This is a genomic window from Pseudomonas sp. NUPR-001, from assembly GCF_052147955.1.
Classification (GTDB): domain Bacteria; phylum Pseudomonadota; class Gammaproteobacteria; order Pseudomonadales; family Pseudomonadaceae; genus Aquipseudomonas.
The window spans coordinates 4,325,652-4,351,367 of sequence record NZ_CP197353.1 but is presented as its reverse complement, the minus strand read 5'-3'; the positions used below and the strand labels follow the sequence as shown (position 1 = coordinate 4,351,367).

Annotated in this window: 28 protein-coding genes and 1 tRNA gene; 17 read left to right on the top strand and 12 right to left on the bottom strand. The window is 59.5% G+C overall.

The annotated features are described in order from the left end of the window. Nucleotides 1-192 precede the first annotated feature (192 nt). Nucleotides 193-789, top strand: a complete 597-nt coding sequence (gene phnN, locus ACP6KB_RS19840) for a phosphonate metabolism protein/1,5-bisphosphokinase (PRPP-forming) PhnN (RefSeq protein WP_442108996.1) — start codon at nt 193-195, stop codon at nt 787-789. A gap of 3 nt (nt 790-792) precedes the next feature. Here phnN and ACP6KB_RS19835 read toward each other — a convergent pair whose 3' ends face one another. After that, the gene (locus ACP6KB_RS19835) at nt 793-1,266 is read right to left on the bottom strand and encodes a hypothetical protein (protein ID WP_442108995.1); all 474 of its coding nucleotides are present in this window, start codon (nt 1,264-1,266) and stop codon (nt 793-795) included. 42 nt (nt 1,267-1,308) lie between these two features. Here ACP6KB_RS19835 and ACP6KB_RS19830 point away from each other — a divergent pair. The 5 genes from ACP6KB_RS19830 (at nt 1,309) to ACP6KB_RS19810 (ending at nt 3,691) form a co-directional block, all read left to right on the top strand. Then, nucleotides 1,309-1,385 (top strand) — tRNA-Arg (locus ACP6KB_RS19830). A gap of 139 nt (nt 1,386-1,524) precedes the next feature. Then, nucleotides 1,525-1,869 (top strand): metalloregulator ArsR/SmtB family transcription factor, encoded by a 345-nt coding sequence (locus ACP6KB_RS19825; protein ID WP_442108994.1) that lies wholly within the window; start codon nt 1,525-1,527, stop codon nt 1,867-1,869. A gap of 53 nt (nt 1,870-1,922) precedes the next feature. Next, the gene (locus tag ACP6KB_RS19820) at nt 1,923-2,393 is read left to right on the top strand and encodes an arsenate reductase ArsC (protein WP_442108993.1); all 471 of its coding nucleotides are present in this window, start codon (nt 1,923-1,925) and stop codon (nt 2,391-2,393) included. Nucleotides 2,394-2,405: 12 nt separating this feature from the next. After that, nucleotides 2,406-3,107, top strand: a complete 702-nt coding sequence (gene arsH, locus ACP6KB_RS19815; protein WP_442108992.1) for an arsenical resistance protein ArsH — start codon at nt 2,406-2,408, stop codon at nt 3,105-3,107. Nucleotides 3,108-3,223: 116 nt separating this feature from the next. Continuing rightward, a complete protein-coding gene (locus ACP6KB_RS19810; protein ID WP_442108991.1) occupies nt 3,224-3,691 on the top strand; it encodes a hypothetical protein in 468 nt (155 codons plus the stop codon). A 37-nt stretch (nt 3,692-3,728) separates the two neighbouring features. Here the strand turns inward: ACP6KB_RS19810 and ACP6KB_RS19805 are convergent, their stop codons facing one another. Next, nucleotides 3,729-5,153 carry a phospholipase effector Tle1 domain-containing protein gene (locus ACP6KB_RS19805; protein ID WP_442108990.1) on the bottom strand — a complete coding sequence of 475 codons (1,425 nt, stop codon included), beginning with the start codon at nt 5,151-5,153 and terminating at the stop codon, nt 3,729-3,731. 200 nt (nt 5,154-5,353) lie between these two features. Further along, nucleotides 5,354-5,920 (bottom strand): hypothetical protein, encoded by a 567-nt coding sequence (locus ACP6KB_RS19800; protein WP_442108989.1) that lies wholly within the window; start codon nt 5,918-5,920, stop codon nt 5,354-5,356. A 237-nt stretch (nt 5,921-6,157) separates the two neighbouring features. On the opposite strand from ACP6KB_RS19800, the gene ACP6KB_RS19795 reads away from it, so the two are divergent. Next, nucleotides 6,158-7,171, top strand: a complete 1,014-nt coding sequence (locus ACP6KB_RS19795) for a sensor domain-containing diguanylate cyclase (protein ID WP_442108988.1) — start codon at nt 6,158-6,160, stop codon at nt 7,169-7,171. A gap of 32 nt (nt 7,172-7,203) precedes the next feature. On the opposite strand, the gene ACP6KB_RS19790 is transcribed toward ACP6KB_RS19795, so the two are convergent. Further along, on the bottom strand, nt 7,204-8,241 hold the full coding sequence (locus ACP6KB_RS19790; protein ID WP_442108987.1) for an LLM class oxidoreductase: 1,038 nt from the start codon (nt 8,239-8,241) through the stop codon (nt 7,204-7,206). Nucleotides 8,242-8,433: 192 nt separating this feature from the next. On the opposite strand from ACP6KB_RS19790, the gene ACP6KB_RS19785 reads away from it, so the two are divergent. Next, nucleotides 8,434-9,345 carry a LysR substrate-binding domain-containing protein gene (locus ACP6KB_RS19785; RefSeq protein WP_442108986.1) on the top strand — a complete coding sequence of 304 codons (912 nt, stop codon included), beginning with the start codon at nt 8,434-8,436 and terminating at the stop codon, nt 9,343-9,345. 108 nt (nt 9,346-9,453) lie between these two features. On the opposite strand, the gene lpdA is transcribed toward ACP6KB_RS19785, so the two are convergent. Genes lpdA through ACP6KB_RS19765 form a run of 4 tightly spaced genes read right to left on the bottom strand, consistent with a single transcriptional unit; the run spans nt 9,454 to nt 14,415 of the window. Continuing rightward, on the bottom strand, nt 9,454-10,839 hold the full coding sequence (lpdA, locus tag ACP6KB_RS19780) for a dihydrolipoyl dehydrogenase (RefSeq protein WP_442108985.1): 1,386 nt from the start codon (nt 10,837-10,839) through the stop codon (nt 9,454-9,456). Between the two features lie 2 nt (nt 10,840-10,841). Continuing rightward, nucleotides 10,842-12,122: a dihydrolipoamide acetyltransferase family protein gene (locus ACP6KB_RS19775; protein ID WP_442108984.1), complete on the bottom strand. Its 1,281-nt coding sequence runs from the start codon at nt 12,120-12,122 to the stop codon at nt 10,842-10,844. Continuing rightward, entirely contained in the window at nt 12,123-13,181 is a 1,059-nt protein-coding gene (locus ACP6KB_RS19770; protein WP_442108983.1) for an alpha-ketoacid dehydrogenase subunit beta, read from the bottom strand. Nucleotide 13,182: 1 nt separating this feature from the next. Further along, nucleotides 13,183-14,415: a 3-methyl-2-oxobutanoate dehydrogenase (2-methylpropanoyl-transferring) subunit alpha gene (locus ACP6KB_RS19765; RefSeq protein ID WP_442108982.1), complete on the bottom strand. Its 1,233-nt coding sequence runs from the start codon at nt 14,413-14,415 to the stop codon at nt 13,183-13,185. 202 nt (nt 14,416-14,617) lie between these two features. Between ACP6KB_RS19765 and bkdR the strand changes: the two genes are divergently transcribed. The 3 genes from bkdR (at nt 14,618) to ACP6KB_RS19750 (ending at nt 17,969) form a co-directional block, all read left to right on the top strand. Next, nucleotides 14,618-15,106 carry a Bkd operon transcriptional regulator BkdR gene (gene bkdR / locus ACP6KB_RS19760; RefSeq protein ID WP_133217334.1) on the top strand — a complete coding sequence of 163 codons (489 nt, stop codon included), beginning with the start codon at nt 14,618-14,620 and terminating at the stop codon, nt 15,104-15,106. Between the two features lie 205 nt (nt 15,107-15,311). Next, nucleotides 15,312-16,553 (top strand): glutamine synthetase family protein, encoded by a 1,242-nt coding sequence (locus ACP6KB_RS19755; RefSeq protein ID WP_442114346.1) that lies wholly within the window; start codon nt 15,312-15,314, stop codon nt 16,551-16,553. A 93-nt stretch (nt 16,554-16,646) separates the two neighbouring features. Further along, nucleotides 16,647-17,969, top strand: coding sequence for an MFS transporter (locus tag ACP6KB_RS19750; RefSeq protein WP_442108981.1), 1,323 nt, complete (start codon nt 16,647-16,649; stop codon nt 17,967-17,969). Nucleotides 17,970-18,056: 87 nt separating this feature from the next. Here ACP6KB_RS19750 and ACP6KB_RS19745 read toward each other — a convergent pair whose 3' ends face one another. The 4 genes from ACP6KB_RS19745 to flgA all read right to left on the bottom strand — a co-directional run bounded on the left by ACP6KB_RS19745 (nt 18,057) and on the right by flgA (nt 20,627). Next, the gene (locus ACP6KB_RS19745) at nt 18,057-18,800 is read right to left on the bottom strand and encodes a flagellar brake protein (protein ID WP_442108980.1); all 744 of its coding nucleotides are present in this window, start codon (nt 18,798-18,800) and stop codon (nt 18,057-18,059) included. A gap of 80 nt (nt 18,801-18,880) precedes the next feature. Next, a complete protein-coding gene (locus ACP6KB_RS19740; RefSeq protein ID WP_442108979.1) occupies nt 18,881-19,348 on the bottom strand; it encodes a flagella synthesis protein FlgN in 468 nt (155 codons plus the stop codon). 45 nt (nt 19,349-19,393) lie between these two features. After that, nucleotides 19,394-19,708 carry a flagellar biosynthesis anti-sigma factor FlgM gene (gene flgM, locus ACP6KB_RS19735; RefSeq protein WP_442108978.1) on the bottom strand — a complete coding sequence of 105 codons (315 nt, stop codon included), beginning with the start codon at nt 19,706-19,708 and terminating at the stop codon, nt 19,394-19,396. Between the two features lie 166 nt (nt 19,709-19,874). Then, nucleotides 19,875-20,627, bottom strand: a complete 753-nt coding sequence (gene flgA / locus ACP6KB_RS19730) for a flagellar basal body P-ring formation chaperone FlgA (protein ID WP_442108977.1) — start codon at nt 20,625-20,627, stop codon at nt 19,875-19,877. A gap of 71 nt (nt 20,628-20,698) precedes the next feature. Between flgA and ACP6KB_RS19725 the strand changes: the two genes are divergently transcribed. The 6 genes from ACP6KB_RS19725 (at nt 20,699) to flgE (ending at nt 25,669) form a co-directional block, all read left to right on the top strand. Further along, nucleotides 20,699-21,628, top strand: a complete 930-nt coding sequence (locus tag ACP6KB_RS19725; RefSeq protein ID WP_038613417.1) for a chemotaxis protein CheV — start codon at nt 20,699-20,701, stop codon at nt 21,626-21,628. Nucleotides 21,629-21,678: 50 nt separating this feature from the next. Next, nucleotides 21,679-22,506 carry a protein-glutamate O-methyltransferase CheR gene (cheR, locus tag ACP6KB_RS19720; RefSeq protein ID WP_442108976.1) on the top strand — a complete coding sequence of 276 codons (828 nt, stop codon included), beginning with the start codon at nt 21,679-21,681 and terminating at the stop codon, nt 22,504-22,506. A gap of 243 nt (nt 22,507-22,749) precedes the next feature. Further along, nucleotides 22,750-23,157 carry a flagellar basal body rod protein FlgB gene (gene flgB / locus ACP6KB_RS19715; protein WP_038996408.1) on the top strand — a complete coding sequence of 136 codons (408 nt, stop codon included), beginning with the start codon at nt 22,750-22,752 and terminating at the stop codon, nt 23,155-23,157. Between the two features lie 3 nt (nt 23,158-23,160). After that, on the top strand, nt 23,161-23,604 hold the full coding sequence (gene flgC / locus ACP6KB_RS19710) for a flagellar basal body rod protein FlgC (protein ID WP_045189108.1): 444 nt from the start codon (nt 23,161-23,163) through the stop codon (nt 23,602-23,604). A gap of 13 nt (nt 23,605-23,617) precedes the next feature. Next, the gene (locus tag ACP6KB_RS19705; protein WP_442108975.1) at nt 23,618-24,322 is read left to right on the top strand and encodes a flagellar hook assembly protein FlgD; all 705 of its coding nucleotides are present in this window, start codon (nt 23,618-23,620) and stop codon (nt 24,320-24,322) included. A 27-nt stretch (nt 24,323-24,349) separates the two neighbouring features. Then, on the top strand, nt 24,350-25,669 hold the full coding sequence (flgE, locus tag ACP6KB_RS19700; protein WP_442108974.1) for a flagellar hook protein FlgE: 1,320 nt from the start codon (nt 24,350-24,352) through the stop codon (nt 25,667-25,669). Nucleotides 25,670-25,716: the final 47 nt, after the last annotated feature.

Sequence of the window (25,716 nt, the reverse complement as noted above, 5' to 3'; positions counted from 1 at the left end):
GTGACAAATATTGAGTCGTGTGAAGGCGTTTTGCCAGTACCAATTGTCAGAAATGAGCACTGGTTTCAAATTTTTTCATTTTTTCATTCAGCGTCCCATCAGCTGATTTACCGCCACCTGTAAGCAGCAGGCGAAAACAGCCGGGAAAGCGCCTAGAATGCGCAAGCTTCCTTATTGATGAGCATAGTGGCTATGCAGCATGACGCAAGAACCGCGCGCCGTACAGCTTTGCCTGGGCGCCTGGTTTACTTGATGGGGCCTTCCGGTGCGGGCAAGGACTCGCTGATCGATGCTGCCCGGCCCGTATTGGCGATGCACAACGTGGCCATCGCCCGGCGGGTGATCACTCGCTCGGCCGAGGCCAAGGGCGAAGATGCGCAGGGCGTTTCTCCCGAGCGCTTCGAACAGATGTGTGCCGCTGGCGAATTTGCCCTGCATTGGCAGGCCAACGGCCTGTCCTATGGCATCCCGGTGCAGATTGATGAGTGGCTGAAGCAGGGGCGTACCGTGCTGATCAACGGCTCGCGCGCGTATCTGCCAATCGCCCGACAACGTTACCCGGATCTGTTGGCGGTATTGCTAAGCGTCGACCCGCAGGTATTGCGCCAACGCTTGCTGGCCCGTGGTCGAGAGAGCCTGGAGGACATTGAGCGGCGTCTGGCGCGTAGCCAGCAACTGACCGTGGCAGATCAAGGCGTCTATCTGCTGGATAACTCCACACGCCTTGACGACGCCGTAGCGCGGTTGCTCGGGCTGCTGCGCGAACACGGCTTGCTGGCGCGCGACTAAGCCTCAGAAGATCAGCCGCTGTTCGGTTCTGGGTTGCTCTGCAGGTGTCAGCGCCGATGCCGTAGGCGCCCGGGGCATGCTACCGAACTCCACCAGGTGTGGGCGCATCGCAGAGGGTGCCAGGGCTTGGGCAGATGCTTCCGGCCCCTCTGGCTGAAGAAGCAAACCGGCCAATACGGCCAATGCCAACGCGTTGAGCAAAAGTAGTGTGCGGTTCATCAGGCATACTCCACAGAGCAGGGGCGGTTGCCGGGCACTTGTGAGTGAATATTGCACGCCGCATGCCAGCCGAAAATTTGAAATTAGTCCTTTAAATTCAAATAAATAGGCCGTTTTGATGAGGGCTTTGTCGGGCATTCTGCAATAATGGCCCACTGCCTTGTTGCAAAATGCACGATCTGCTCTGCTGGATGCACAAAGGCTACAGGCAAAAAGCCCCATGGATGACATGACAAATGCCAGCGTGCTGGTTAACATGCACGCCGTCCTCTGTCGCGCAGCGCTCGTTGCCGGCTCAATGTCTCAGTAGCTCAATTGGATAGAGCATCCCCCTCCTAAGGGGAAGGTTGGCAGTTCGAACCTGCCCTGGGACACCATTCATTTGAAGTTCTCCAACACTCAAGTTCGCACACGCGTCCGATGCGCCGCCCGCCTATGCATCTTTCATTGGTCATGGCTTGCACAAAACATATGCAAAATCGTATATTCGTATTTCCATATGTGTTGGTGTGCCACATGTTTACTCCCCCCGAGATTTTCAAAAGCCTGGCTGACGAGACTCGCGCCCGCGCTACATTGCTGATCGCCGATCAGGGCGAGCTCTGTGTGTGTGAGTTGATGTGTGCCCTGGATGACAGTCAGCCGAAAATCAGCCGACATCTTGCTCAATTGCGCAGCAGCGGGGTGCTGTTGGATCGCCGACAAGGCCAGTGGGTCTACTACCGCCTCAATCCGGATCTGCCCGGCTGGGTGACCGCGATGTTGCAGGTGACGCTGCAGGCTAATGTCGATTGGCTGCACAGCAATGCGGCGCGTCTGCAAAGTATGGAAGGGCGCCCTGTTCGTGCTGCCTGCTGCTGAGTGCCTGCATCAATCCCAGTTTTCACCTTTGCCCGTAGCGGCAGGAGCAATGTATGCGCGTCCTCTTCATGTGTACGGCCAATAGCTGCCGTAGCATTCTTTCAGAAGCCGTGTTCAATCACTTGGCGCCGGAGGGCTTCGAGGCGGTAAGTGCCGGGAGTTTTCCCAAACGGCAGGTGCTGCCGCGTACGCTTAGCACACTGCAGCAGGCTGGTATCGCTACCGAAGGCTTGTGCAGCAAGGGTAATGACGCCTTTCAGGAAAACCCTCCGGACATTGTCATTACCGTGTGTGACAACGCTTCGAACGAAAGTTGCCCGGCTTATTTTGGCCCGGCGCTCAAAGCCCATTGGGGATTGCAGGACCCTTCCGAAGTGGCAGGCGATGACGCTACGGTTGATGCGGCCTTCCGCTTCACGCTGGCGTGCATCGAACGGCGTTGCAACGCCTTCCTGAAACTGCCGTTTACCCGACTTGACCGCGACGAGCTCAAGCACGAGTTGGATCGGATCGGTCTTCTCTAAGCAGGAAAAAACATGTCAGAGCAATTACCCAATCTGGATCTTTCGCTGTTCGACGGTGTGCCAGTCACAGCCCGGCCCGGAGCTCATAAACCGCGAATTCTGTTGTTGTATGGATCAACCCGCGAACGTTCCTTCAGCCGTTTATTGATCGAAGAGGCAGCTCGCCTGCTGGAGCACTTTGGTGCCGAAACCCGGATGTTTTCCCCTTCCTCAATGCCTTTGCCAGACGATGCGCCAGTCGATCATCCAAAGGTGCAGGAGTTGCGTGAGCTGGTGTTGTGGTCGGAAGGTCAGGTCTGGTGTTCGCCTGAGCGGCATGGCGCGATGTCGGCAGTGTTCAAGGCACAGATCGACTGGATTCCGCTGGCGCTCGGTGCTATCCGCCCGACCCAAGGCAAAACGTTGGCTGTGATGCAGGTCTGCGGCGGCTCGCAATCATTCAATGTGGTCAACCAGCTGCGGGTGTTGGGCCGCTGGATGCGGATGTTTACCATCCCTAACCAATCATCGGTACCCAAGGCGTACATGGAGTTTGACGAGGCAGGTCGAATGAAGCCCTCGGCGTACTACGACCGTGTCGTCGATGTGATGGAGGAATTGGTGAAATTCACCGTGCTGCTGCGCGATCATCAATCAACGTTGGTCGATCGCTATTCGGAGCGCAAGGAAACTGCCGAGCAGTTGATGGCTCGGGTAAATCAGCGCTCAATTTGATGCCAGCGGTGTGGTTTGGGGGGCGCAGGGCGCGCATCGACTCGTCACTTTACTTCGGCAATCGCTTGGCTAGGCTCAGGTAAAACAGCGCTAACACCCGATTGCCGGAGGCCGTGATGCAACAGCCCTATGGTACTCAACCCACCTGGCATCAGAAGCTGCAGCGCCATTTGGGCAGCAACCCAGGCACGGTCATTCTTGCCACGTTGTTTTTTCTGGTATTTGCCTACGTCATCTGGGATCTGACCAGTACGCTTAGTACGGACAATTCGCCGTCCAGTGGCGCCGCGCTCAATCGCCTGATTGCCTTACTTGGTGGATTGTTGGGGTGGGCGCTGGGCATACTGTTTGCGCCGTTCTCGGCCGCCGAGAAGGAGCAATTCCAAGGGATTGCCAAGGTCATATCGGCATTTGTCGCCGGTTATCTGTTGTCCAAGGCTGAAGTGTTTTTTCAGCTGACCTTGTTCCCCAAGGATGGCAGCTTTCCGCTGATGAACTGGATTCGTGTGGGGATCTTCACCGCATCAATGTTGCTTGGCGCACTGACCGTGTTCGTCCACCGCCTGTACGCCTTTCGCGAATAGATTTTTGGAGAGCTTCACGCCCGCTCCTACCGAAAGGCTATTGCTGCGGCGCAGGGCATGGCCCGGTGAACTCAGGGTAGTGCTCGGCAATGGTGAACATCGCTGCAGGGTTATGGCCAAGGTTGACCGGGCGGTAGCGGTGATCCGGTTCGCGTTCCGGGTGGAACTCAGGCAAATCGCACAACGCCATCCGAGCCAGTACGCTGGGGTGAACCTGGTCGTGCTGCACCGGTTTCCGGCGCAACAAGCCAGCGTTTCGGTAGATCGCCGACAAGTACCAGGCTGCATCAAAGTATTCGTCATGCAGCGGCGCACTCAGGCACTCCTGAGGCCAGGGTGAATCGGCGAAGATTTGCTCTGCTTGCACCTTTTCCAGCATCCAGCGCAAAGGCGTGGCTTCGAGCCCAACCGGTGCGCCAGTGTTCTGTTGTGTCTGTAGGCCGCAATAGTCACCCTTGAAGCCGTTCGCGTAGCCGCCGCCAATATCGGCGTGCGCGCCGGCAAACCACATCTCCTCCAGCGTTTGGGTTTCGTATTGCGGTGTGGCGAATCGTTGCAGGCGGAAGCTGTCGCGTTGCTCATCCAGCGACATGGCGTGATAGCCCTTGCGCGCATACAGCTCCAGACGATGGCCGTCCGGGTCTTCATCCAGTCCGAAGCCGATGGCAGGCACGGTGTCGAACACGCCAATGGCCTGGACAACGACTTTGTTTGCAGGGTTCTTGTCCCCGTAAGCTTTAATCCCAAGAGATTCCCGGTAGTCACGCAGGTTGTCGCGCAGTGTTTGTTCAAAGGTTGCGCTGCCGTTGTTACTGACGTGATAACGGTCGTACAGCTTGTTGACCTTGCTATGGAAGTTGCCGGCCCACCACAGCATGAAGGTATCGTCCAGGGTGTCGGGGGTGATGGTGTCGAACTTGGCCAGGCCGGCGTATTCGATAAAGCCGTTGAGGGAGCGTGCGGTGAATGCACCGCGGCTGAACCCAAACAGGTAGATTTTGTCGCCTGGTTTGTAGGCTTCCACCAGAAAGCGATAGGCCTGACGGATGTTCATGCTGACGCCGCTGCCAAGCGCGGCGCCGCTGATGGGCATGGTCGGGCCAGTACCCACGCCTTTGTCGTAGAAGGCGATCACCGCGTGGCTGTCGGGGCTTGCGGCTTTTTTATCGGCAGGTGACAGGGACCGCAGCAGGGCGAGGTTGTATAGCCGCCAGATGTTGGTGCTGTCTTCCCAATCGTTGGCGGTGCCATCGAGCAGTACCACCAGCTTGCGATTTTTCGCATTCTGGTGAATGCAGTTCAGCAGTTTCCAGCGTGCACGGACTCTTTCATAAGAATCCTTGGCTTCGTCAAACGGAAAGCGGGTGCTGTTGGGGCAGCTTGTGGCCTGGCGTACCAATACCTGGTCGAGGTCGTCCTGCGACTCAGCCTTGGCTGCCGTCATGTGCGCAGGTATTGGCATGAGGTACTGCGTCGGGCCTGAACACCCGGTAAGGATACAAACAGCCAGCAGCAAAATATTGCGATGCATGTTCGAGCATCCCCCAGGTAAGCCTGTAGCCAGGGGTAGCCCGACGTGAGTGCGGCTTGCTGGCCCCTTGAGTCCTTTCCTCAAGGTAGATCGCCAGCAGGCCAAATGCCACTTCTGCCCGTGTGATCAGTTCAGATCAGAGCGTGTTGCTTCTGCTCTTGCTCGGCCGCCGTTGATGGTGATGTGGCAGCGGGTGTCAGTTCGGCGGTCAACCGTGCAGACTGCGCAGGTCCCTGCAGGTGAGCATTCAAGGTCGCCAGGCTGTCCAGCTCCGTCTCCTTCTTCATCTGCTCGGCGATTTTGCGCTCGATCTTGTCTTTTTCTTCAGGCGGCAAAGCGTCGAATTCTTCCTTGGTGATGCCGAGTTCGTTCAGTAGCTTTTCTTTGATCTTCTCGGCCGGCGACAGCGCCATGTAATCGCGAAACTCCTGCACGGCACTGCTGGTCGGGGCGTCCGGCTCAGTGCTGGTGGACTGCTTGAGTGTTTGCAGTTGCACCTTGAGTTTGGCCATGGCTTCGTCATGTGCGCTACCGTTGTTCTGCCCGGTAGTGCTGTTGTGGCTTTGCTGTTGCGCTGCAGCGCCGCTGCTGGCAACCAGCGTACGAAAGAGCGCTTGTTGTTCTGTCGCTGCCTCAGCGGCGGTGCGTACCGGGTTGGTTGCCAGCTGTTGCCAGCCAGCGCTGTTGATGGTGTTCACTGGATCGTTCTCCTTGATCAAAAACCAGCGTGCAGTTGAGCGACAGCAATCGCTGTGCCAGCTGGTTAAAAGCGCTCAAGGTTCTAGTATGTAAGGGCGCACGCGAGTGTCTGGCAACGTCTGCTCGGTACCTTTTTGCCTGCAAGGGGAAAAAGTTTGCCGTCGACGGCAACGCCACTCTCACGCCAGCGCCACTACAAGGTGGGACGTAGTCGTCCGGGACAAGGGAGAGAGCCCATGAGTCAAGCACCTGAATCGGCAGCGCCGAAGGCGCCATTCATTGCGTTCGAGGACGCGCAATTGCAAACCCTGTTGGAGCTGATCAGCGACGGCATCTGGGACTGGAATGCCAACAGTGGTTATGTCTACCGCAACCCTGGCTGGTACAGGATGCTCGGTTACGCCAGTCACTCGCTGGACAATTCGGTGTTTACCTGGGAAAGCGTTATTCACCCCGAGGATTACCCGCGGGTGATGGCGCATTTTGAAGCCTATATCACCGGGCAGGCTGAAGCGTATCGGGTGCAGTACCGCTGCAAGTGTCAGGATGGCAGCTACCTGTGGATTGAAGACAGCGGCCATATCATCGCGCGCAATCCGGATGGGGCGGTGGCGCGGATGCTGGGGGCGCACCGTAATATCGACGCCAGCAAACGTCTGCTGCAGCAACTGGAACAACAGAATTCGTCACTCGAAGCGCTGGTGGCCGAGCGTACGCAAGAGCTGTCGTGGGTCAATCAACAACTGCAGCGCCAACTGGACGAGAACCGCGACCTGGCCGAACGCGATGCGCTGACCTTGATTGCCAACCGCTATCGTCTGGAAAAAGTCCTGCAGCAAGAGTGCGAGCGCGCCCGGCGATATCGCCATCCGCTGTCGTTGATCGTGATGGATCTGGATGATTTCAAGCCGATCAATGATCGTTACGGTCATGCACGGGGTGACAGCGTACTGATCGATCTGGTGGCGCGGATCAAAGGTTGCTTGCATGGAACCGAGCTGCTTGCCCGTTGGGGTGGCGATGAGTTTGTTGTGGTGCTGGTCGACGCGTCACTGGCTCATGCACACCAGATGGCAAGCACGATCCGCCAGGCACTGGAGCAGGCGCCTGCTATGGGTGACTATCAACTCACCATGAGCTACGGCGTGGTAGAGCGCCATGAAGGGGAGGGCCAGCAACAGCTGCTGTCGCGGGCGGATCAGGCGTTGTACCGGGCCAAGTCGGCAGGCAAAAACTGTATCGCCGAGTGAATGCTCACTGCGATAGGCCGTGGGCGTGCTGATCACCAGTGTTGTGCCAGCGCTTGTGGGCCATGGTGAGTGGGGAACAAGGGCAGGACCTCTTCGCCGAGTTCTTCGATGATCTCGCGCGCCGGGCGTTGAGCCAGATGGATGCCGAGTGCGGCGTGATTGACTCCAGCATCGCGCCATTCCCCCAGTAGCTCGATCAAGCCCTTGCGACCCGTCTTGAGTACGTAGCCGCCGCGCAGCGGGGTGCGAGGGTAGTTCGGGTTTTCGTCGAGGTCGATCCACTCGTTGGTGACATGCGGGCGAAAGCCCTGATCCGGAATATGCTGGCGCCAGGCGCGGATCTTCTCGGCAAGCTGAGCTGGGCCAGCGCTGGTGTGCGTCGATTGCGGAAATGTCAGCCAACCATCGGCATGCTCGCCGAGCCACGGCATTGATTGCCGTGACGAGCCGGTAACCAGCAAGGGAATTTTGCCAGTGGCAGGTCTGGGCAGTAGCCGCGCCTCACTGAGCTGTCCGAGGGTTGAGCTGATGGCCCGCTCGGGGCCCTGCAGCAGTTGGCGAAAGTAATCCACCGTATCGGCGAAGCGCTCACCACGTTCACTGTGTTGCAAGCCATAGGCCGGGAATTCGAGCGGGCGGTCACCCGAAGCGATACCCATCACCAAGCGCCCGCCGGACAATTGATCGATGGTTGAAGAGGCCTTGGCCAGATCAATCGGGTGACGCAGGGAGAAGACCGCGCTGCCGGTGGCCAGGGCAATGTGGCGGGTTCTGGCGGCCAGGTAAGCCAGGTAGGTAAACGGATCGAAGACCTGCCCGGCATCGCCGAAGCCCGGATCAAACAGAGGAATGTCGCGTACCCAGACTGCCGCGAATCCGAGGCGCTCGATGTCGATCACGCGATCGGTTTGCCCGGCCAGGACGCTCATGTCGCCAGCATAGAAACGCAGCGGCAGGAAAATGCCCAGCGTCAGTTGCTCTGCTGCAAACATCCGGTTGTAGCCCGGGTGGTTGATGAAGACGGGTGCGCTGGCGCCACGGCTAGCAGTGAGGTTTATTGTCTGGTGCATGCCGATTCTCTAAGCATGAGGGCGTTCATGAAAGCATTAGGTGAGCTATCGCTGTTATGGGGCTGTTCAGGGCTGCTCATCTGCCACTTCCTGTGATGTTTTTGCTTGGCTATCCTAGGAAACCGCTGCACGCGTGAGAAACGATGATTTCTCGCCTGTGTGTTTAGATTCTCTAATCTGAGGTTGTTGCCCGTGGGAGCAGTTTTACCGTTGCTGGCATTGCGTGCTTTTACCGAGACAGGACGTCTGGGTAGCTTGAAGGCCGCGGCAGATCGGTTGGGAGTGACGCCGGGCGCCATCAGCCAACAGATCCGCTTGCTGGAAGAGCGCCTGGGGGTTGCGCTGTTTGTCCGTGTTCACCATGGGGTGCATCTGACGGACGCGGGCGCGCGGGTACACCTCAACCTGATGCGTGGATTTGAGCTGATCGAAAAATCCTATGCGACACTGGAAAATCTGAGCGGCGAAAAAAGCCTCACCATCAGCACGGTGCCTTCGTTTGCCGCGGCATGGTTGGTGCCGAGAATTGGACGCTTCAGTGCCTTGCACCCAGAGATCGAAGTGCGGATTGAAGCCGCGGCGACGCTGGTGGATTTCAAGCATGACCGCATTGATGTCGCCCTGCGCCACGGTTTGGGTCATTACCCGGGGCTGGAGTCGATCCGGTTGATGGCGCCGGTGTTGTTGCCGGTAGCCAGTCCACAGCTGCTCGCCCAGGGGGCAGCGGTTGCCGAGCCGGCCGACTGTCTCAAGTACCCGTTGTTGCAGGATGGCGACCGCGCGGACTGGGCACTCTGGCTACAGGCCCACGGTGTTCAAGTGGGGGATGAGGCGCGGCCTGGAATGAGCTTTGAAGAGGACCTTCTGTTGTTGCGTGCCGCGGCAGCGGGGCAGGGTATTGCCCTGGTGCAGGACACCCATGCGCAAGAGGACATTGATGCCGGAAAGCTGGTCGTCGCCTTGGACAAGCCCTGGCCGTCGCGATTTGCCTACTACCTGGTCAGCCGTGCCGACACTCTGCAGCGTCCGGAAGTGCGCGCGTTCGTCGATTGGATAAAAACGGAAGCAACAGTAGGAGCGGGCTTGCCCCGCGATGCGTTGTAACAGGCAAACCACTATCGCGGGGCAAGCCCGTTCCTACCGTGCCTCAAAAAAAAAGACCCGCGGCGCTTGCGCGCAGCGGGTCAAATCGGCCGCAGCCGCTTCAGTGTGTTACAGGTGCAGGGCGTGACCTAAGGCGCGCAAAGCCGCTTCCTGAACGGCCTCGCCAAGGGTCGGATGTGCATGAATGGTGCCCGCCACGTCCTCCAGGCGCGCGCCCATTTCCAGTGACTGGGCAAACGCCGTCGACAATTCCGAGACACCCACGCCGACGGCTTGCCAGCCGAGGATCAGGTGGTTGTCACGACGCGCGACCACGCGGACAAATCCGCTTTTCGATTCCAGGGTCATGGCCCGGCCATTGGCGGCGAACGGGAACTGCGCAACGATGCAGTCCAGGCCTTCCTGTTCAGCGTGCTCCGGGGTCTTGCCGACGACCACCAGTTCCGGGTCGGTGAAGCACACGGCAGCAATGGCGCTGGGTTCAAAGCGACGCGTTTTGCCGGCGATGATTTCCGCAACCATCTCGCCCTGGGCCATGGCCCGGTGGGCGAGCATTGGTTCACCGCTGAGGTCGCCGATCGCCCAGACGTTGCGCATGCTGGTCTGGCAACGTTCGTCGATGGCGATGGCCGCGCCGTTCATTTTCAGTGCCAGGCTTTCCAGGTTGAAACCCTGGGTGCGCGGTTTGCGGCCGACGGCGACCAGTACCTGATCGGTCGACAGCTGCAGCAGCTCACCCGCCGGGTCACGGACTTGCAGGCGCTGGCTGGCGGCATCGAAGCCTTCAACACTGTGCTTGAGGTACAGGGTGATGCCGAGCTTTTTGATCGACTCGGCCACCGGTGCCGTCAGTTCGCTGTCGTAGGTTGGCAAGATGCGCTCGCGCGCTTCAACCACGCTCACCTCAACGCCGAGTTTGCGGTAGGCAATGCCCAGCTCCAAGCCAATGTAACCACCGCCGACCACCGTCAGGTGCTTGGGCAGGGCTTTCGGTGCCAGGGCTTCGGTGGAGGAGATTACCGCGCCGCCTAGCGGCAACATCGGCAGCTCGACGCTGCTGGAGCCGGTGGCCAGCAACAAGTGCTCGCACTGGATGCGTTGGCCATCGACGTCAACACTTTTGCCGTCGAGGATCTTCGCCCAGCCATGAATCACTTTTACCCCGTGCTTTTTCAGCAGGGCGGCGACGCCACTGGTCAGGCGGTCAACGATGCCGTCTTTCCAGGCCACGCTCTGGCCGATGTCCAGACTGGGCGGTGAGACCTTGATGCCGAGGTTCGACTGCTGGCTGTGCAGCTGAGTCTGGTGGAACTGCTCAGCGACATGAATCAGCGCTTTGGACGGAATGCAGCCGATGTTCAGGCAGGTGCCGCCCAAAGCCTGGCCTTCGACCAGAATGGTGGGGATGCCCAGTTGACCAGCACGGATGGCCGCCACGTAACCGCCAGGGCCGCCACCGATGATCAGCAGGGTGGTGTTGAGGGTCGCTTGCATGGTCACTCCACAAACAGGCTGGCAGGTTGTTCGAGCAGGCCGCGAATGGCCTGGATGAAGAGTGCCGCGTCCATGCCGTCAACCACCCGGTGATCGAACGAGCTGGACAGGTTCATCATCTTGCGGATGACGATCTGGCCATTGATCACCATGGGCCGTTCAACCATGCGGTTGACGCCGACAATCGCCACTTCCGGAGTGTTCACCACCGGGGTGGAGACAATGCCGCCCAACGCGCCGAGGCTGGTCAGGGTAATGGTCGAGCCCGACAGTTCTTCACGGCTGGCCTTGTTGCCACGCGCCGCATTGGCCAGGCGCACGATCTCGCCAGCGTTGCTCCACAGGCTGCCGGCTTCGGCGTGGCGCAGCACCGGAACCATCAAGCCGTTGTCGCCCTGGGTGGCGATGCCGACATGCACCGCGCCATGGCGGGTAATGACCTGGGCTTCATCGTCGTAGGTGGCGTTGATTTGCGGGAACTCGCGCAGGGCCAGAACCATGGCACGCACCAGGAACGGCAGCAGGGTCAGCTTGCCGCGGCTGTCGCCCCACTTTTTGTTCAGGTGCTGGCGCAGTTCTTCTACGGCGGTTACGTCGATTTCTTCGACATAGCTGAAGTGCGCGACGCGGCGTTTGGCATCCTGCATGCGCTGGGCGATTTTGCGGCGCAGGCCGATGACCGGGATCTGTTCGCTGTCGCTGCGCTTGCTGTAACCCGTCGGCGCGCCTGACGTGGCGCGGGTCGGCTGGGTGAGGAAGGCGTCGAGGTCTTCGTGGAGGATACGCCCGGCCGGGCCGCTGCCGTGGACGTACCGCAGTTCGATGCCGGCGTCCAGGGCGCGTTTGCGCACGGCTGGGGAGGCCAGGGGGCGTTCGTTGGCATCGCGGGGGACGATGGCGGCGGGTTGGTGGGTGGTTGGCGTTGGGGTGACAGGTTTGCTGGCCTCTTCGCGGGGCAAGCCCGCTCCCACCGGGGCAACAGCAGGGGCTGGGGTGGTGAGTTCAGCGGGTTTGCTCGGGCTTTCCTGGAGGTTGCCGGCGCCTTCGACTTCAATGCGGATCAGTTCGCTGCCCACGGCCATGACTTCGCCGGGCTGGCCACCCAGGGCGAGGACTTTGCCGCTGACCGGCGAGGGGATTTCTACCGTGGCTTTGTCGGTCATGACATCGGCCACTACCTGGTCTTCAGTGACGGTGTCGCCAACTTTGACGAACCATTCCACCAGCTCTACTTGTGCGATGCCTTCGCCAATGTCTGGCATCTTGATGACGTGCGTGCCCATTCAGACCTCCATAACCCGTTTCAATGCCGCGCCCACGCGTGAAGGGCCGGGGAAATACGCCCACTCTTGCGCGTGCGGGTAGGGGGTGTCCCAACCCGTAACGCGTTCGATCGGCGCTTCGAGGTGATGGAAGCAGTGTTCCTGAACCAGCGAGATCAGCTCGGCACCGAAACCGCAGGTGCGTGTGGCTTCGTGGACGACCACGCAGCGCCCGGTCTTTTTCACCGAGGCGACGATGGTTTCCAGGTCCAGTGGCCATAGGCTGCGCAGGTCGATGACTTCGGCATCGACGCCGGTTTCTTCGGCAGCCACTTGCGACACGTACACGGTGGTGCCGTAGGTCAGAACGGTGACGTCATTGCCGGGGCGGGTGATGGCAGCTTTGTCCAACGGCACGGTGTAGTAGCCATCCGGCACAGCGCTGGCCGGGTGTTTCGACCACGGCGTAACCGGGCGGTCGTGGTGGCCGTCGAACGGGCCGTTGTACAGGCGCTTGGGCTCGAGGAAGATCACCGGGTCGTCATTTTCGATCGAGGCAATCAGCAGGCCTTTGGCGTCATACGGGTTGGACGGCATCACCGTGCGCAGGCCGCAGACTTGGGTGAACATCGCCTCGGGGCTCTGGCTGTGGGTCTGGCCACCGTAGATGCCGCCACCGCAGGGCATGCGCAGGGTCAGCGGGGCAACGAATTCGCCCGCCGAGCGATAGCGCAGGCGTGCCATTTCCGAAACGATCTGGTCGGAAGCCGGGTAGAAGTAGTCGGCGAACTGAATCTCGACCACCGGGCGCAAGCCATAGGCGCCCATGCCCACGGCCGTGCCGACGATGCCGCTTTCCGAGATCGGCGCATCGAACACCCGCGACTTGCCGTACTTGGCCTGCAAGCCTTCGGTGCAACGGAAGACACCGCCGAAGTAGCCCACGTCCTGGCCATAGACGACCACGTTGTCATCGCGCTCAAGCATGATGTCCATGGCCGAGCGCAGGGCCTGGATCATGGTCATGGTGATAGTCGCCATGGCGGTTTCCAACTGAATAGAGTTGTTGTGATCGTTCATGTCAGATCCCCAGTTCCTGGCGCTGCCGGCGCAGGTGCTCCGGCATTTCCTTGTAGACATCCTCAAACATGGACGCGGGGCTTGGCATCTGGCCGCCGGCCAGGGTGCCGTACTGCTCGGCTTCTTTCTGCGCGGCGATGATCTCGGCCTCAAGCTCGGCAGTGACCGCCTGGTGCTCTTCTTCGGACCAGTGGCCGATGGCAATCAGGTGCTGTTTGAGGCGGGCAATCGGATCGCCCAGGGGGAAGTGATTCCAGTCGTCGGCCGGGCGGTACTTGGACGGATCGTCCGACGTCGAGTGCGGGCCAGCGCGGTAGGTGACCCACTCGATCAGGCTCGGGCCAAGGCCACGGCGGGCGCGTTCGGCGGCCCAGCGCGAGGCGGCATACACGGCGATGAAGTCGTTGCCGTCGACCCGCAGCGAAGCGATACCGCAGCCGACACCGCGACCGGCGAAGGTGGTCGACTCACCACCGGCAATGGCCTGGAAGGTGGAAATCGCCCACTGGTTGTTGACCACGTTGAGGATCACCGGCGCACGGTAGACGTGGGCGAAGGTCAGGGCAGTGTGGAAGTCGGATTCAGCGGTTGCACCATCGCCGATCCAGGCCGATGCGATCTTGGTATCGCCCTTGATCGCCGAGGCCATCGCCCAGCCCACCGCCTGGACGAACTGGGTCGCCAGGTTGCCGCTGATGGTGAAGAAGCCGGCTTCGCGTACCGAATACATGATCGGCAGTTGGCGACCCTTGAGTGGATCGCGCTCGTTGGACAGCAACTGGCAGATCATCTCTACCAGCGACACGTCGCGGGCCATCAGGATGCTTTGCTGACGGTAGGTGGGGAAGCACATGTCGGTGCGGTTCAAGGCCATCGCCTGACCGCTGCCGATGGCTTCTTCACCCAGGCTCTGCATGTAGAACGACATTTTCTTCTGACGCTGGGCAACCACCATGCGGCTGTCGAACAACCGGGTCTTGAGCATGGTGCGCATGCCTTGGCGCAGGATTTCCGGGCTGATGTCCTCGGCCCACGGGCCCAGGGCATTGCCTTTGTCGTCCAGCACGCGGATCAGGCTATAGGCGATATCCGCGGTATCGGCGGCTTCTACATCGACGGGAGGTTTACGGACCAAACCGGCATCGTTCAGACGCAGGTAGGAGAAATCAGTCTGGCAGCCTGGCCGGCCGGTAGGCTCGGGCACATGCAGACGCAGGGGGGCGTACTCGTTCATGCTTTTTTACGCTCGCTCTGTCTTGTGTTTTTGTTGAGCTTTGAAGCGGTCGCTACTGACACCCCGGCTTGTGACCAGGAAGTCAGTCTTGTCCTACATGATATGCAACGGCCTGAAGAATATTTCTCTCAAGTTCATTGCCTTTGTTGAGGCTTGCGGATAAACATTCCTTATAAAGATAAAAAACAGGTGAATTTATCTCATGCGCAAACTGGATCGCACCGACATCGGTATTCTCAACAGCCTTCAGGAAAATGCCCGGATCACCAATGCCGAGCTGGCGCGCTCGGTCAACCTGTCGCCGACGCCGTGCTTCAACCGGGTCAAGGCCATGGAAGAGCTGGGAGTCATTCGCCAGCAGGTGACCTTGCTGGCGCCGGAAGTGCTGGGGCTGGATGTCAATGTGTTCATTCATGTCAGCCTCGAAAAACAGGTTGAACAATCACTGCATCGCTTTGAAGAAGAAATCGCCGAGCGCCCGGAGGTCATGGAGTGCTACCTGATGACCGGCGATCCGGATTACTTGCTGCGCGTACTGCTGCCCAGCATCCAGGCGCTGGAGCGCTTCCTCGATTACCTGACGCGGTTGCCGGGGGTGGCCAATATCCGCTCCAGTTTTGCCCTGAAACAGGTGCGCTACAAAACTGCGTTGCCGTTGCCGGCCAATGGCATGACCTTGCGCGGTGACTGATTACCCCAACACCCCTGCAGGGGCGGGCTTGCCCCGCGAGACTGCTTGAAATTCTGAACACTCGGTGCGTATGTTGTAGCTACCTACTTCCAAGGATAGTGTCATGACGACCAGTGGCCAGTGCGCGCTCGCCGAGCGATTGTCCGGTATCGATGAAATCGAGTGCATAACGCCAGACCTCAATGGCGTGCCGCGCGGCAAAGTAATGACCGCTGCCGGTTTTCTTGAGGGCCGCCGATTGCAGATGGCCCGTGGCGTGCTGCTGCAGTGCATCATGGGCGGCTACCCGGCAGCCCGCTTCTATGGCAGCGACGACGGCGACCTGGCCCTGGTCGCCGACCCTCAACAAATCCACCGCCTGCCCTGGAGCGACGAACCACGCGCGCTGGCGATTTGTGATGCAGTCGAACTCTCTGGTGCAAGCTCGGGGCTGTCCAGTCGCGGCCTGCTCAAGGCAGTGATTGCGCGTTACGCCGCCCGTGGCCTGGCGCCAGTGGTGGCCACTGAGCTGGAGTTTTTTGTCTTCGCCCCCAACACCGATCCGCACCAGCCATTCTTACCGCCCGTGGGCAAAGATGGTCGCCGTGAAGACGGGCACTCGGCGTTCAGCGTCAGCTCCAACAATGGCCTGCGGCCGTTCTTCAGCGAGGTCTATCGCTGCATGGAGGCCTTGGGCTTGCCGCGTGACACCTTTATGCATGAGATGGGTGTCAGCCAGTTCGAGATCAACCTGTTGCATGGTGACCCGTTGCTGCTGGCCGATCAGACCTTGCTGTTCAAACACCTGCTCAAGGAGGTGGCGCTCAAGCACGGCCTGACCGTGGTGTGCATGGCCAAGCCGCTGGCACATACCCCGGGCAGTTCCATGCACATTCACCAGAGCCTGGTGGACATCAATACCCAGAACAATGTGTTCAGCGATGGCGACGGCCAACCGACGCCGACCTTCTACCATTTCATCGGTGGTTTGCAGGCGTGCATGGCTGACTTCACCGCGCTGTTCGCGCCGAACGTCAACTCTTACCAACGCTTGTGCCACCCCTATGCGTCGCCGAACAACGCCTGCTGGTCGCAGGACAACCGCGCAGCCGGCCTGCGAATTCCAGCCAGCTCACCCATGGCACGGCGCGTCGAGAACCGTTTGCCTGGCGCCGATACCAACCCCTACCTGGCCATCGCCGCCAGCCTTGCTGCCGGTCTGTACGGGATCGAGCAGCAGCTTGAACCGACGCCAGCGATCCAGGGCGAGTTCGAAGTGCCCGAGCAGTTGAGCCTGCCGTGTACCCTGCATGCGGCCCTTGAGCGTCTGAAGCGCAGCGCACTTGCACGGGAGCTGTTTGGCAATGAGTTCATCGATGGTTACATCGCCACCAAGACCCTGGAACTGACCAGCTTCTTTGATGAAATCACCCCGTGGGAGCGTCGCGTGCTGGCCGCTCAGGCCTAGCCTTTTTTTGCCTTCACGATCTGCACTGGCGCTATTTTCACTTATGCTTTCAAGCAGTTTTTCCACCTGCTCAAGGGGCCGTACGGGACGCTGATGCGACAGATCTGGAAGTCTTTTCGCGCGTTGTATTTCGCCGCGCTGATGATGTTGATTGGCTCCGGCTTGTTGAGTACCTACCTGGCCTTGCGGCTGGCGGCCGATCATGTCGACAGCCTTTGGGTCGGTGCGCTGATGGCGGCCAACTATTTCGGCCTGGCCCTGGGCGGCAAGATCGGTCACCGGCTGATTGCCCGGGTCGGGCATATTCGTGCCTATGCCACCTGTGCCGGTATCGTGGGTGCGGCTGTGCTAGGGCATGGCTTGGTCAGTTGGTTGCCGGCCTGGGTGGTGCTGCGGGTGATCGTTGGCCTTGGCATGATGTGCCAGTACATGGTCATTGAAAGCTGGCTCAACGAGCAGGCCGATGCCAAGCAGCGGGGGGCGGTGTTCAGCGGCTACATGATCGCGTCTTACCTGGGGCTGGTGCTCGGCCAACTGATCCTGGTGGCCCACCCGCAACTGGGGCCGGAGCTGTTGATGCTGGTGGCCATGTGTTTTGCCCTGTGCCTGGTGCCGGTGGCAATGACCCGACGCATACACCCGGCACCGTTGCGTCCGGCGCCGATGGAGCCACGCTTCTTTATCAAGCGGGTGCCACAGTCATTGAGTACGGTGCTGGGCTCGGGCTTGATCGTTGGCTCGTTCTACGGTTTGGCACCGGTGTATGCGGCCAAGCAGGGGTTGAGCACCGAGTACATCGGCTTGTTCATGGGCTGCTGTATCTTCGCCGGTCTGCTGGTGCAATGGCCGTTGGGGTGGCTCTCGGATCGCTATGACCGTGCGGTGTTGATCCGTAGCGTTGCCGTGGGCCTGGCGATTGCTGCCTTGCCCCTGGCGATCATGCCAACCGTGCCTTTGCTGATCTTGTTCATCGCCGGCTTTGTCGTGTCGTTACTGCAGTTCTGTCTGTACCCCTTGGCCGTGGCGTTTTCCAATGACCATGTGGAGAGTGAGCGGCGTGTTTCGCTCACTGCCATGCTGTTGGTGACCTATGGCGTTGGCGCCAGTATCGGGCCGCTGGTGTCGGGGGTGCTCATGAAGGAGCTGGGCCCTCAGATGCTCTATGCCTTCTTTGTGTTCTTTGCCTTGGTGCTGGTCTGGCGGATTCGTCCGAAGGCGGTTACCGGTATGCATCAGGTGGATGATGCACCGCTCAACCACGTGGCCATGCCGGCGGCGGGCTCGCCGTTGTCGGCAGCGCTCGACCCGCGGGTGGATGAGCAGGTTGTGCAGGATCAGATGCAAACGCCGGTGGCGGCTGAAGATACAGAAGAGGAAGAGGGTGAAGGCGAGGGGGAGAAGCCGGCGTCGGTGTGAGCTTCAATTAATCGCGGGGCAAGCCCGCTCCCACAGTGGATCACATCCAGCCTGTAGGAGCGGGCTTGCCCCGCGATCTGCCAAAACTCAGTAATCGTCTTTGTCGAACCGCCGCGCTTCACGCTGCAGCTGATACACAAAGGTTTCAATCTTGCGTTGCATCTGCCCGTTCAGGTTGTGAAAGCGCACACCGGCAAAGGTGGTGTTGAAGCGCTCTTCAAAGTGCAGGTGACGCAGCTCCACTTCAACCTGGCTCAAGCCCAGCGGTGTGCCGGCGGCAAACTTCTCGTAGACCTGACCCAGCTGCAGGCGCTCTTCGACATTGCCTTCAAAGCGCAATTTGCAACCGGTGGCGGAGATGTCCAGCAACTTGCCACGCAGTTCGCCATTGCCCTTGAGCTTGTCGCCATCGAGCTTGATATCCACCAGCTGCGACAGCTTCAATGCTGCACGGAAGGCATTGCGCCGCTGGTGGTAAGCCACTTCGGTCGGCAGTGCGCCACGGTAGCAGCGATGGCCATCAATCTCGCAGATGCTCAAGGCGGTGTTGCATTCCCAGGCAATGCGCACACCATCATGAAAACCTTCGACCCGGAACGGTTCGCCGTTTTCCAGGTAGCGCTCACCATCGCGGGGGATCATTTCATCGAACGCCAGGCGATTGTTTTCGCGGTCGACTTCAACCACATAGCTCTGGAAGCGCTGGCTGCGCTCGTGGAACGTGATGATTAACGGGTCATGGCTCTCTTGTAGCGACCGCAAGTTAGCGGCAATTTCCAAAGGAGTAGTCAGGACCTTTGGCGGCTGCGGAGCTTCTGCTTCATTGAACACGGGTAATCAATCTCCAGGCAAAAACGGCACACGCAAGTAACGGCATTTTGCCAGTATGTTCCGTGCCTTGATACAGGGAATCAAACCTGGCTGAGCGCCCGAGGTTTGGCAAGAGGGGAGGTCGACCCGCGAGCGTCGTAGAGCGACGGTGATTCGCCGCCCATGAGGATTCTGATCTGGTTGGCGGTGCTGCTTTGCTGAAGCTGGATCGAGCGGCCGTTGCGCTCGTTGATCACCTGGCAATCGGCGAGCATTTTGCTCAGCGCATCGAGTTGCTGCAGGAGGCGTTCGCCCACTGGCGACTGGCTGGCCAACTGCTGTACGCCTTCGCGGTCCTGGCTCAAGCCGAGACTGGCGAGCAGTTGACTGCGGCGCCGACCTTGCTGTTCGAGAAGAATAACCAGCGATTGCTTGCGTGCCAGCAGGGTTTCCAGCAGTGGCATGTCGCGACCGAGCAGGGCGATTGCTTCGGTCTGCAGCAATTCAAGCATTTGTTGCGCTGGCGCAAAATCGTCTTCGATCAATTGCAGCAAGGTAGTGTCGTGCATAGCTGGCTCTTTGGTTCAAGCGTCCTGAAGTCAGCGCGCCAGGGGCTAGCGCTGGGCTTCGAAATTAAGCAGTTTGCTGGCGACACGACTGCTGTCGACCTGGTAGCTGCCGTCGGCGATAGCTTGTTTCAACTCCGCCACGCGGGCGCTGTTGACAACGGGCTGGTCGCGCAGCTTATCGCTGACCTTTTGCAACTGCTGGGCCTCGTGGCTCAGGTGTACGGTTTCCCCGCTGGTGCCGGCCTGGCTGACGCTGTCGGCCTTGGCTGCGGTGTTGCTGGCGGTGCTTTCCTGGCTGTTGCCAGTGCGCACGCCGGCAACCGACGGAGAGTTATTCAAACGACTAAAGTCGATGACCATGATCAGAAAACCTCTGGGTATAGGGACGCTTGCCTTGTTTTCGGCCAAACCGAAAGAAACTTTAGGCGCAAATATCTACAAACTGCGCACTACGTTCGGGGCACCCAATGGACACAGTTTAGGAAAAGCAGTTCCTGACCGCTAGCGTTCTTCTCGGTTTCCTCGTTTACATGGCCACTTCGACCTGTCCCGGCCCGGTTACCCTGGCCTTGACCACCCGTTTGGAATTGAGGTTGCGTACCCGGATCTGCTCGCTCTGGCCGCCTTTGCTCAAGGCTTCGCCAGGCATGCGCACGCTGAGGGTGCCGCTGCGCGCGGTAATCACCACCTGGTCGCCCTTGCGGATCACTTCAGCCTGCTCCAGATGTTGCGGGGTCAGCACCTGATCCATGACCGTCGGTCGGACGACTTTGAGTCCGACGGCCTGATCAAGGCTGCTGAGAAACCCCTGGTTGAGCAGGCCGACATCGCGTTCGCGCAGGATGACGTCTTGCTCACCAACAATGCTTTCGCGCTTGAGTGGGCGCGCCACGGTAACGACATTGCGAAACAGGCGTACCTGGGCGGGAACAAAAACTGTCCAGGGCGACGTGCCTTCACAGCGTACTCGCACCGTCACACGGCCCAACGGTTGTGCCGGGCTTTCCAGCGAGGCATCCAGTTGCCGGTCGCACAGCGGCATGCGCAGGCGCGGGTCGAGGGTGTTGACCTGAATCTCGTAGCGGCCTTCGGTCTGGCTGCTGGCCAGGTAGTCTTCCACGGTGAATTCAAGAAACCCTTGGGTGACACCGATAAGCTGTTCAGGCAAGGTAAAAGTGTCAGCCAGAGGGCGAACGCCAGGGACCAGCAAGCACAGCGCAGCAAGGAGGCCGGGCAGCGGGCAGGTCAGGCGTCGGAAAAATGTCGTTTTCGTGTTCATACGATTAAAAAAAGCAAAGCGCGTGCCGACACTGGGTACAAAGCTTGAAGCGTTTGGTGAAGGAGTCTGGCATGGCGGGTGTAATGGATTCGGTGAACCAGCGCACGCAACTGGTTGGACAGAATCGTCTGGAGCTGTTGTTGTTCCGCCTCAATGGCGAGCAGCTCTACGGGATTAACGTGTTCAAGGTGCGGGAGGTGCTGCAGTGCCCACCCTTGACGGTGATGCCCAAGTCCAACCCGGTAGTGCGCGGTGTCGCGAATATTCGTGGGGCAACCATCCCGATCCTCGATCTGGCGATGGCGACCGGTATGCCCGGTCTGAGTGAAGATGTCAGCAAGAGCTTCGTGATCATCACCGAGTACAACACCAAGACCCAGGGTTTTCTGGTGCACTCGGTGGAACGCATCGTCAACATGAACTGGGAAGAGATCCATCCGCCACCCAAGGGGACTGGCCGCGATCACTACCTGACCGCCGTGACCCGGGTCGACAACAAGATGGTCGAGATCATCGACGTGGAGAAGATCCTCGCCGAAGTCGCGCCAACCTCCGAGTCGATCTCTGCGGGTGTGGTGGATGCCGAAGTGCAGGACAAGGCGGTACTGCTGCGGGTGCTGACGGTCGATGATTCGTCGGTGGCGCGCAAGCAAGTCAGTCGTTGCCTGCAGACGGTCGGGGTGGAAGTGGTGGCGCTCAACGATGGCCGCCAGGCGCTCGAATACCTGCGCAAGCTGGTCGATGAGGGCAAGCGTCCGGAAGAAGAATTCCTGATGATGATCTCCGATATCGAGATGCCGGAGATGGACGGCTACACCCTGACGGCCGAGATCCGCAGCGACCCGCGCATGCAAAAATTGCACATCATCCTGCATACTTCGCTCTCCGGAGTGTTCAACCAGGCGATGGTCAAGAAGGTCGGGGCGGATGATTTCCTGGCCAAGTTCAAGCCCGACGACCTCGCTCAGCGCGTCGTCGATCGCATCAAGGCCACGCACTAACGGCCAGGGGGTAACCCCTGGCGGTTCACATGATTTAAGAGGCGGCACCATTGTCTACGGGTAATTTGGATTTCGAACAGTTCCGGGTCTTCCTGGAAAAAGCCTGTGGCATCCTGCTGGGCGAAAATAAGCAGTACCTGGTCTCCAGCCGTCTCAACAAGCTGATGGAGCAGCAGGGCATCAAAACCCTGACCGAACTGGTACAGCGCATTCAAAGCCAGCCGCGCAGCGGTTTGCGCGAGCAGGTGGTGGACGCCATGACCACCAACGAAACCCTATGGTTTCGCGACACCTACCCGTTTGAAGTGCTGAAGAACAAGGTCTTGCCTGAGCAGATCAAAGCCAACCCTGGCCAGCGCTTGCGCATCTGGTCGGCGGCTTGTTCGTCGGGGCAGGAGCCGTATTCGATTTCCATGGCGATCGACGAGTTCGAGCGCAGCAACATTGGCCAGTTGAAGATGGGCGCGCAGATTGTTGCCACCGACCTGTCGGGGGCCATGCTGACCAACTGCAAAACCGGTGAGTACGACAGCCTGGCGATTGCCCGTGGCTTATCGCAGGAGCGCCTGCAGCGTTACTTCGATGTGAAAGCGCCAGGGCGTTGGGCGGTCAAGGCGCCGATTCGCAGCCGGGTGGAATTTCGCTCGTTCAACCTGCTTGATAGCTACGCCAGCCTGGGCAAGTTCGACATCGTGTTCTGCCGCAACGTGCTGATCTACTTCTCGGCTCAGGTCAAGAAAGACATTTTGCTGCGCATTCATAGCACGCTGAAACCGGGTGGTTATCTGTTTCTTGGCGCTTCCGAGGCGCTCAACGGTTTGCCGGATCATTACCAGATGGTTCAGTGCAGCCCAGGCATCATCTACCAAGCCAAATAACCTGTAGGAGCGGGCTTGCCCCGCGATAGCGATTGACCTGACACATCGCTTCGCGGGGCAAGCCCGCTCCCACAGTAGGCGGCAATTGCCGCTTTGCTGGCGCCCGGCGGAAAGCCTTTGCCGCTTTTCTGGCATTGCCGCCACCGGCAATCCCCTTAAAACCCCGTATTTACGGGGTTTTGTTTTTTGGCATGGCTCTTGCTCTAGCTCAGTCAACGAAAAACCTTCGAAGGTTTCCCCGACATGAGCATCAGCTTCGACAAAGCGCTTGGCATTCACGAAAAGGCACTGGGCTTTCGCGCTCAGCGCGCCGAGGTGCTGGCCAACAACATCGCTAACGCCGACACGCCGAACTACAAGGCGCGTGACATGGACTTCGCTTCGGTGCTGGCCGCCCAGGCCGAGCAGACCAGCAAGGGCCATTTCGCGCTGGACCGGACCAACGCCCGGCACATCGAAGCCGAAGGGCTGAGCATGGGTGATGAGACCCTGCAGTACCGCACGCCGATGCAGCCGTCGATCGACCAGAACACCGTTGATGCCCAGCTTGAGCAATCGAGCTATGCGGAAAACGCCGTGGGTTTCCAGGCCAGCTTTACGCTGCTCAACAGTAAATTCAAAGGGCTGGTATCGGCCCTGCGCGGAGAGTAAGTCATGTCCCTCGCCAGTGTCTTCAACATTGCCGGTAGCGGCATGAGCGCCCAGACCACGCGTCTGAACACCGTCGCTTCGAACATTGCCAACGCCGAGACGGTGTCCTCGAGCATCGATCAGACCTACCGCGCACGTCACCCGGTATTTGCCACCACCTTCCAGCAAGCCCAGGGCGGTGTCAGTCAGTCGTTGTTCCAGGATCAGGACGCAGCCGGGCAGGGCGTTCAGGTGCTGGGTGTGGTCGAGGATCAAAGCAACCTTGAGGCGCGCTACGAGCCTAACCATCCTGCTGCGAACAAAGACGGCTATGTCTACTACCCGAACGTCAACGTGGTCGAAGAAATGGCCGACATGATCTCGGCCAGCCGCTCGTTCCAGACCAACGCCGAGTTGATGAACACGGCCAAGACCATGATGCAGAAGGTCCTGACCCTGGGTCAGTAACAGGAGTAGGCGTATGACCACAACCAACACGACCGCAGGTGTCAGCAATGCGGTGTTGCAGTCGCTGCAAAAGCCTGAGACCACGGGTAATAACCCCAATACCGGTAACGCCGGCAGCGCCTTGGGTAAAGATGCGTTTCTGCAACTGCTGGTAACGCAGATGAAGAACCAGAACCCGCTCGATCCTCAGGAGAACGGCGAGTTCGTTGCGCAGTTGGCGCAGTTCAGCAGCCTGGAAAGCATGCAGACCCTCAATGAATCGGTCGCCACTATCGGTGGTGCATTCTTGTCGTCGATTGCCCTGCAGGCGTCTTCGCTGGTGGGTCGCAATGTGGTGGTAGAAACCGACAAAGCAGTGGTCGATACCAGCAAAGAGATGAAGGGGTCGATGAACCTGACTTCGTCCAGCACCCTGACCACCGTCGGTATCTATAACAGTGACGGCGACCTGGTGCGTACGCTCGAACTGGGTAGCCAGAAGGGCGGCAAGGTCGACTTCACCTGGGACGGCAAGGACAGTGACGGCGAAGTAGCACCGGCCGGCACCTACACCTTCAAGGCCTCGGGCACCATCGATGGTGTAGCGAAAACGATGACCACCAACCTGCCGGCTTCGGTCAGCAGCGTAACCATGGGCAGCAACGGTTCGGAGATGATGCTGAACCTGGCTGGGCTCGGCAGCATCGGGCTGTCGAAAATTCAATCCATTGGAATCTAGGGCCGATACAGCGGCAGGAGTGAGCACATGTCTTTCAATATCGGTCTGAGCGGACTTTACGCAGCAAACAAAGCCCTGGGCGTAACCGGCAACAACATTGCCAACGTTGCCACCACTGGCTTCAAATCGTCGCGCACCGAATTTGCCGACCAGTATGCCTCGTCGATTCGCGGTACCAGCGGTCGCACGACTATCGGCAGCGGCGTGACCACCGCCGCCGTGTCGCAGATGTTCACCCAGGGTAACTTCAGCGGCACCGGTCAGAGCCTGGACCTGGCGATCGATGGCAACGGCTTCTTCGCCATGAGCGACAACGGCACCAAGGTCTACACCCGTGCCGGTGCGTTCTATAGCGACAAAGCAGGCAACATCGTTAACGCTCAAGGAGCCAAGCTGCAGGGTTATGGTGTTGATGGCGACGGCAAGGTCGTCAAGGGTGTGCTCACCGATCTGCAGATCGACACCTCCAACCTCGCGCCGAACCCAACCGGGCGGATCAGTGAAACCCTGAACCTGAACTCCAGTGCCGTCGAGCCAAAGATTTCGCCGTTCAACCCAGGTGAAGTCGGTAGCTACAACTACACCTTCAACACCGACGTCTATGACAGTCAGGGCAATGCCCACCAGATGAACCAGTATTTCGTCAAAGATGCCGGTACCAACTCCTGGACCATGTACACCACCATTGACGGTCGCAACCCGGCTGATCCGTCGCTGACCACGCCGCTGGTGAACAAACTGCCGTTCAAGACCGATGGCAGCCTCGATACCGCCGCCATGACTGCCGGCCCGGTTACCGGTGGCCTGACCATTACCGATACCAAGACCTTCCAGCTCGCGGGCTGGAAGCCGGCCGAGAAAAACGCGGCAGGCAACTGGGTTGAAAATGGCGCCACCGCCAAAGTGGGCGGCGTGACCCTGGATATGCTGGCGACCACTCAGTACAACGCCGCCTCGGCCACCACTGCGAAAAACCAGGACGGCTATGCCACCGGTGAGCTCAGCGGCTTGACCGTCGACCAGAGCGGTAACCTGTTTGCCAACTTCACCAACGGCCAGGACAAAGTGATTGGTCAGGTGGCGATTGCCAACTTTGCCAACGTTCAGGGCCTGACGCCTGTGGGTGGCACTGCCTGGGCTGAGTCGTATGCCTCGGGTGTGCCAATCGTTGGTGAGCCGGCCACCGGCACAATGGGCAAGATCTATGGCGGCGCGCTGGAAGACTCCAACGTTGATCTGACCGGTGAGCTGGTCAACCTGATCAAGGCGCAGAGTAACTACCAGGCCAACGCCAAAACCATCTCCACCGAAAGCACCATCATGCAAACCATCATTCAGATGACTTGATAGGTTGCACGCTACCAAGCCCCTGCCTGCAGGGGCTTTTTTGTTTT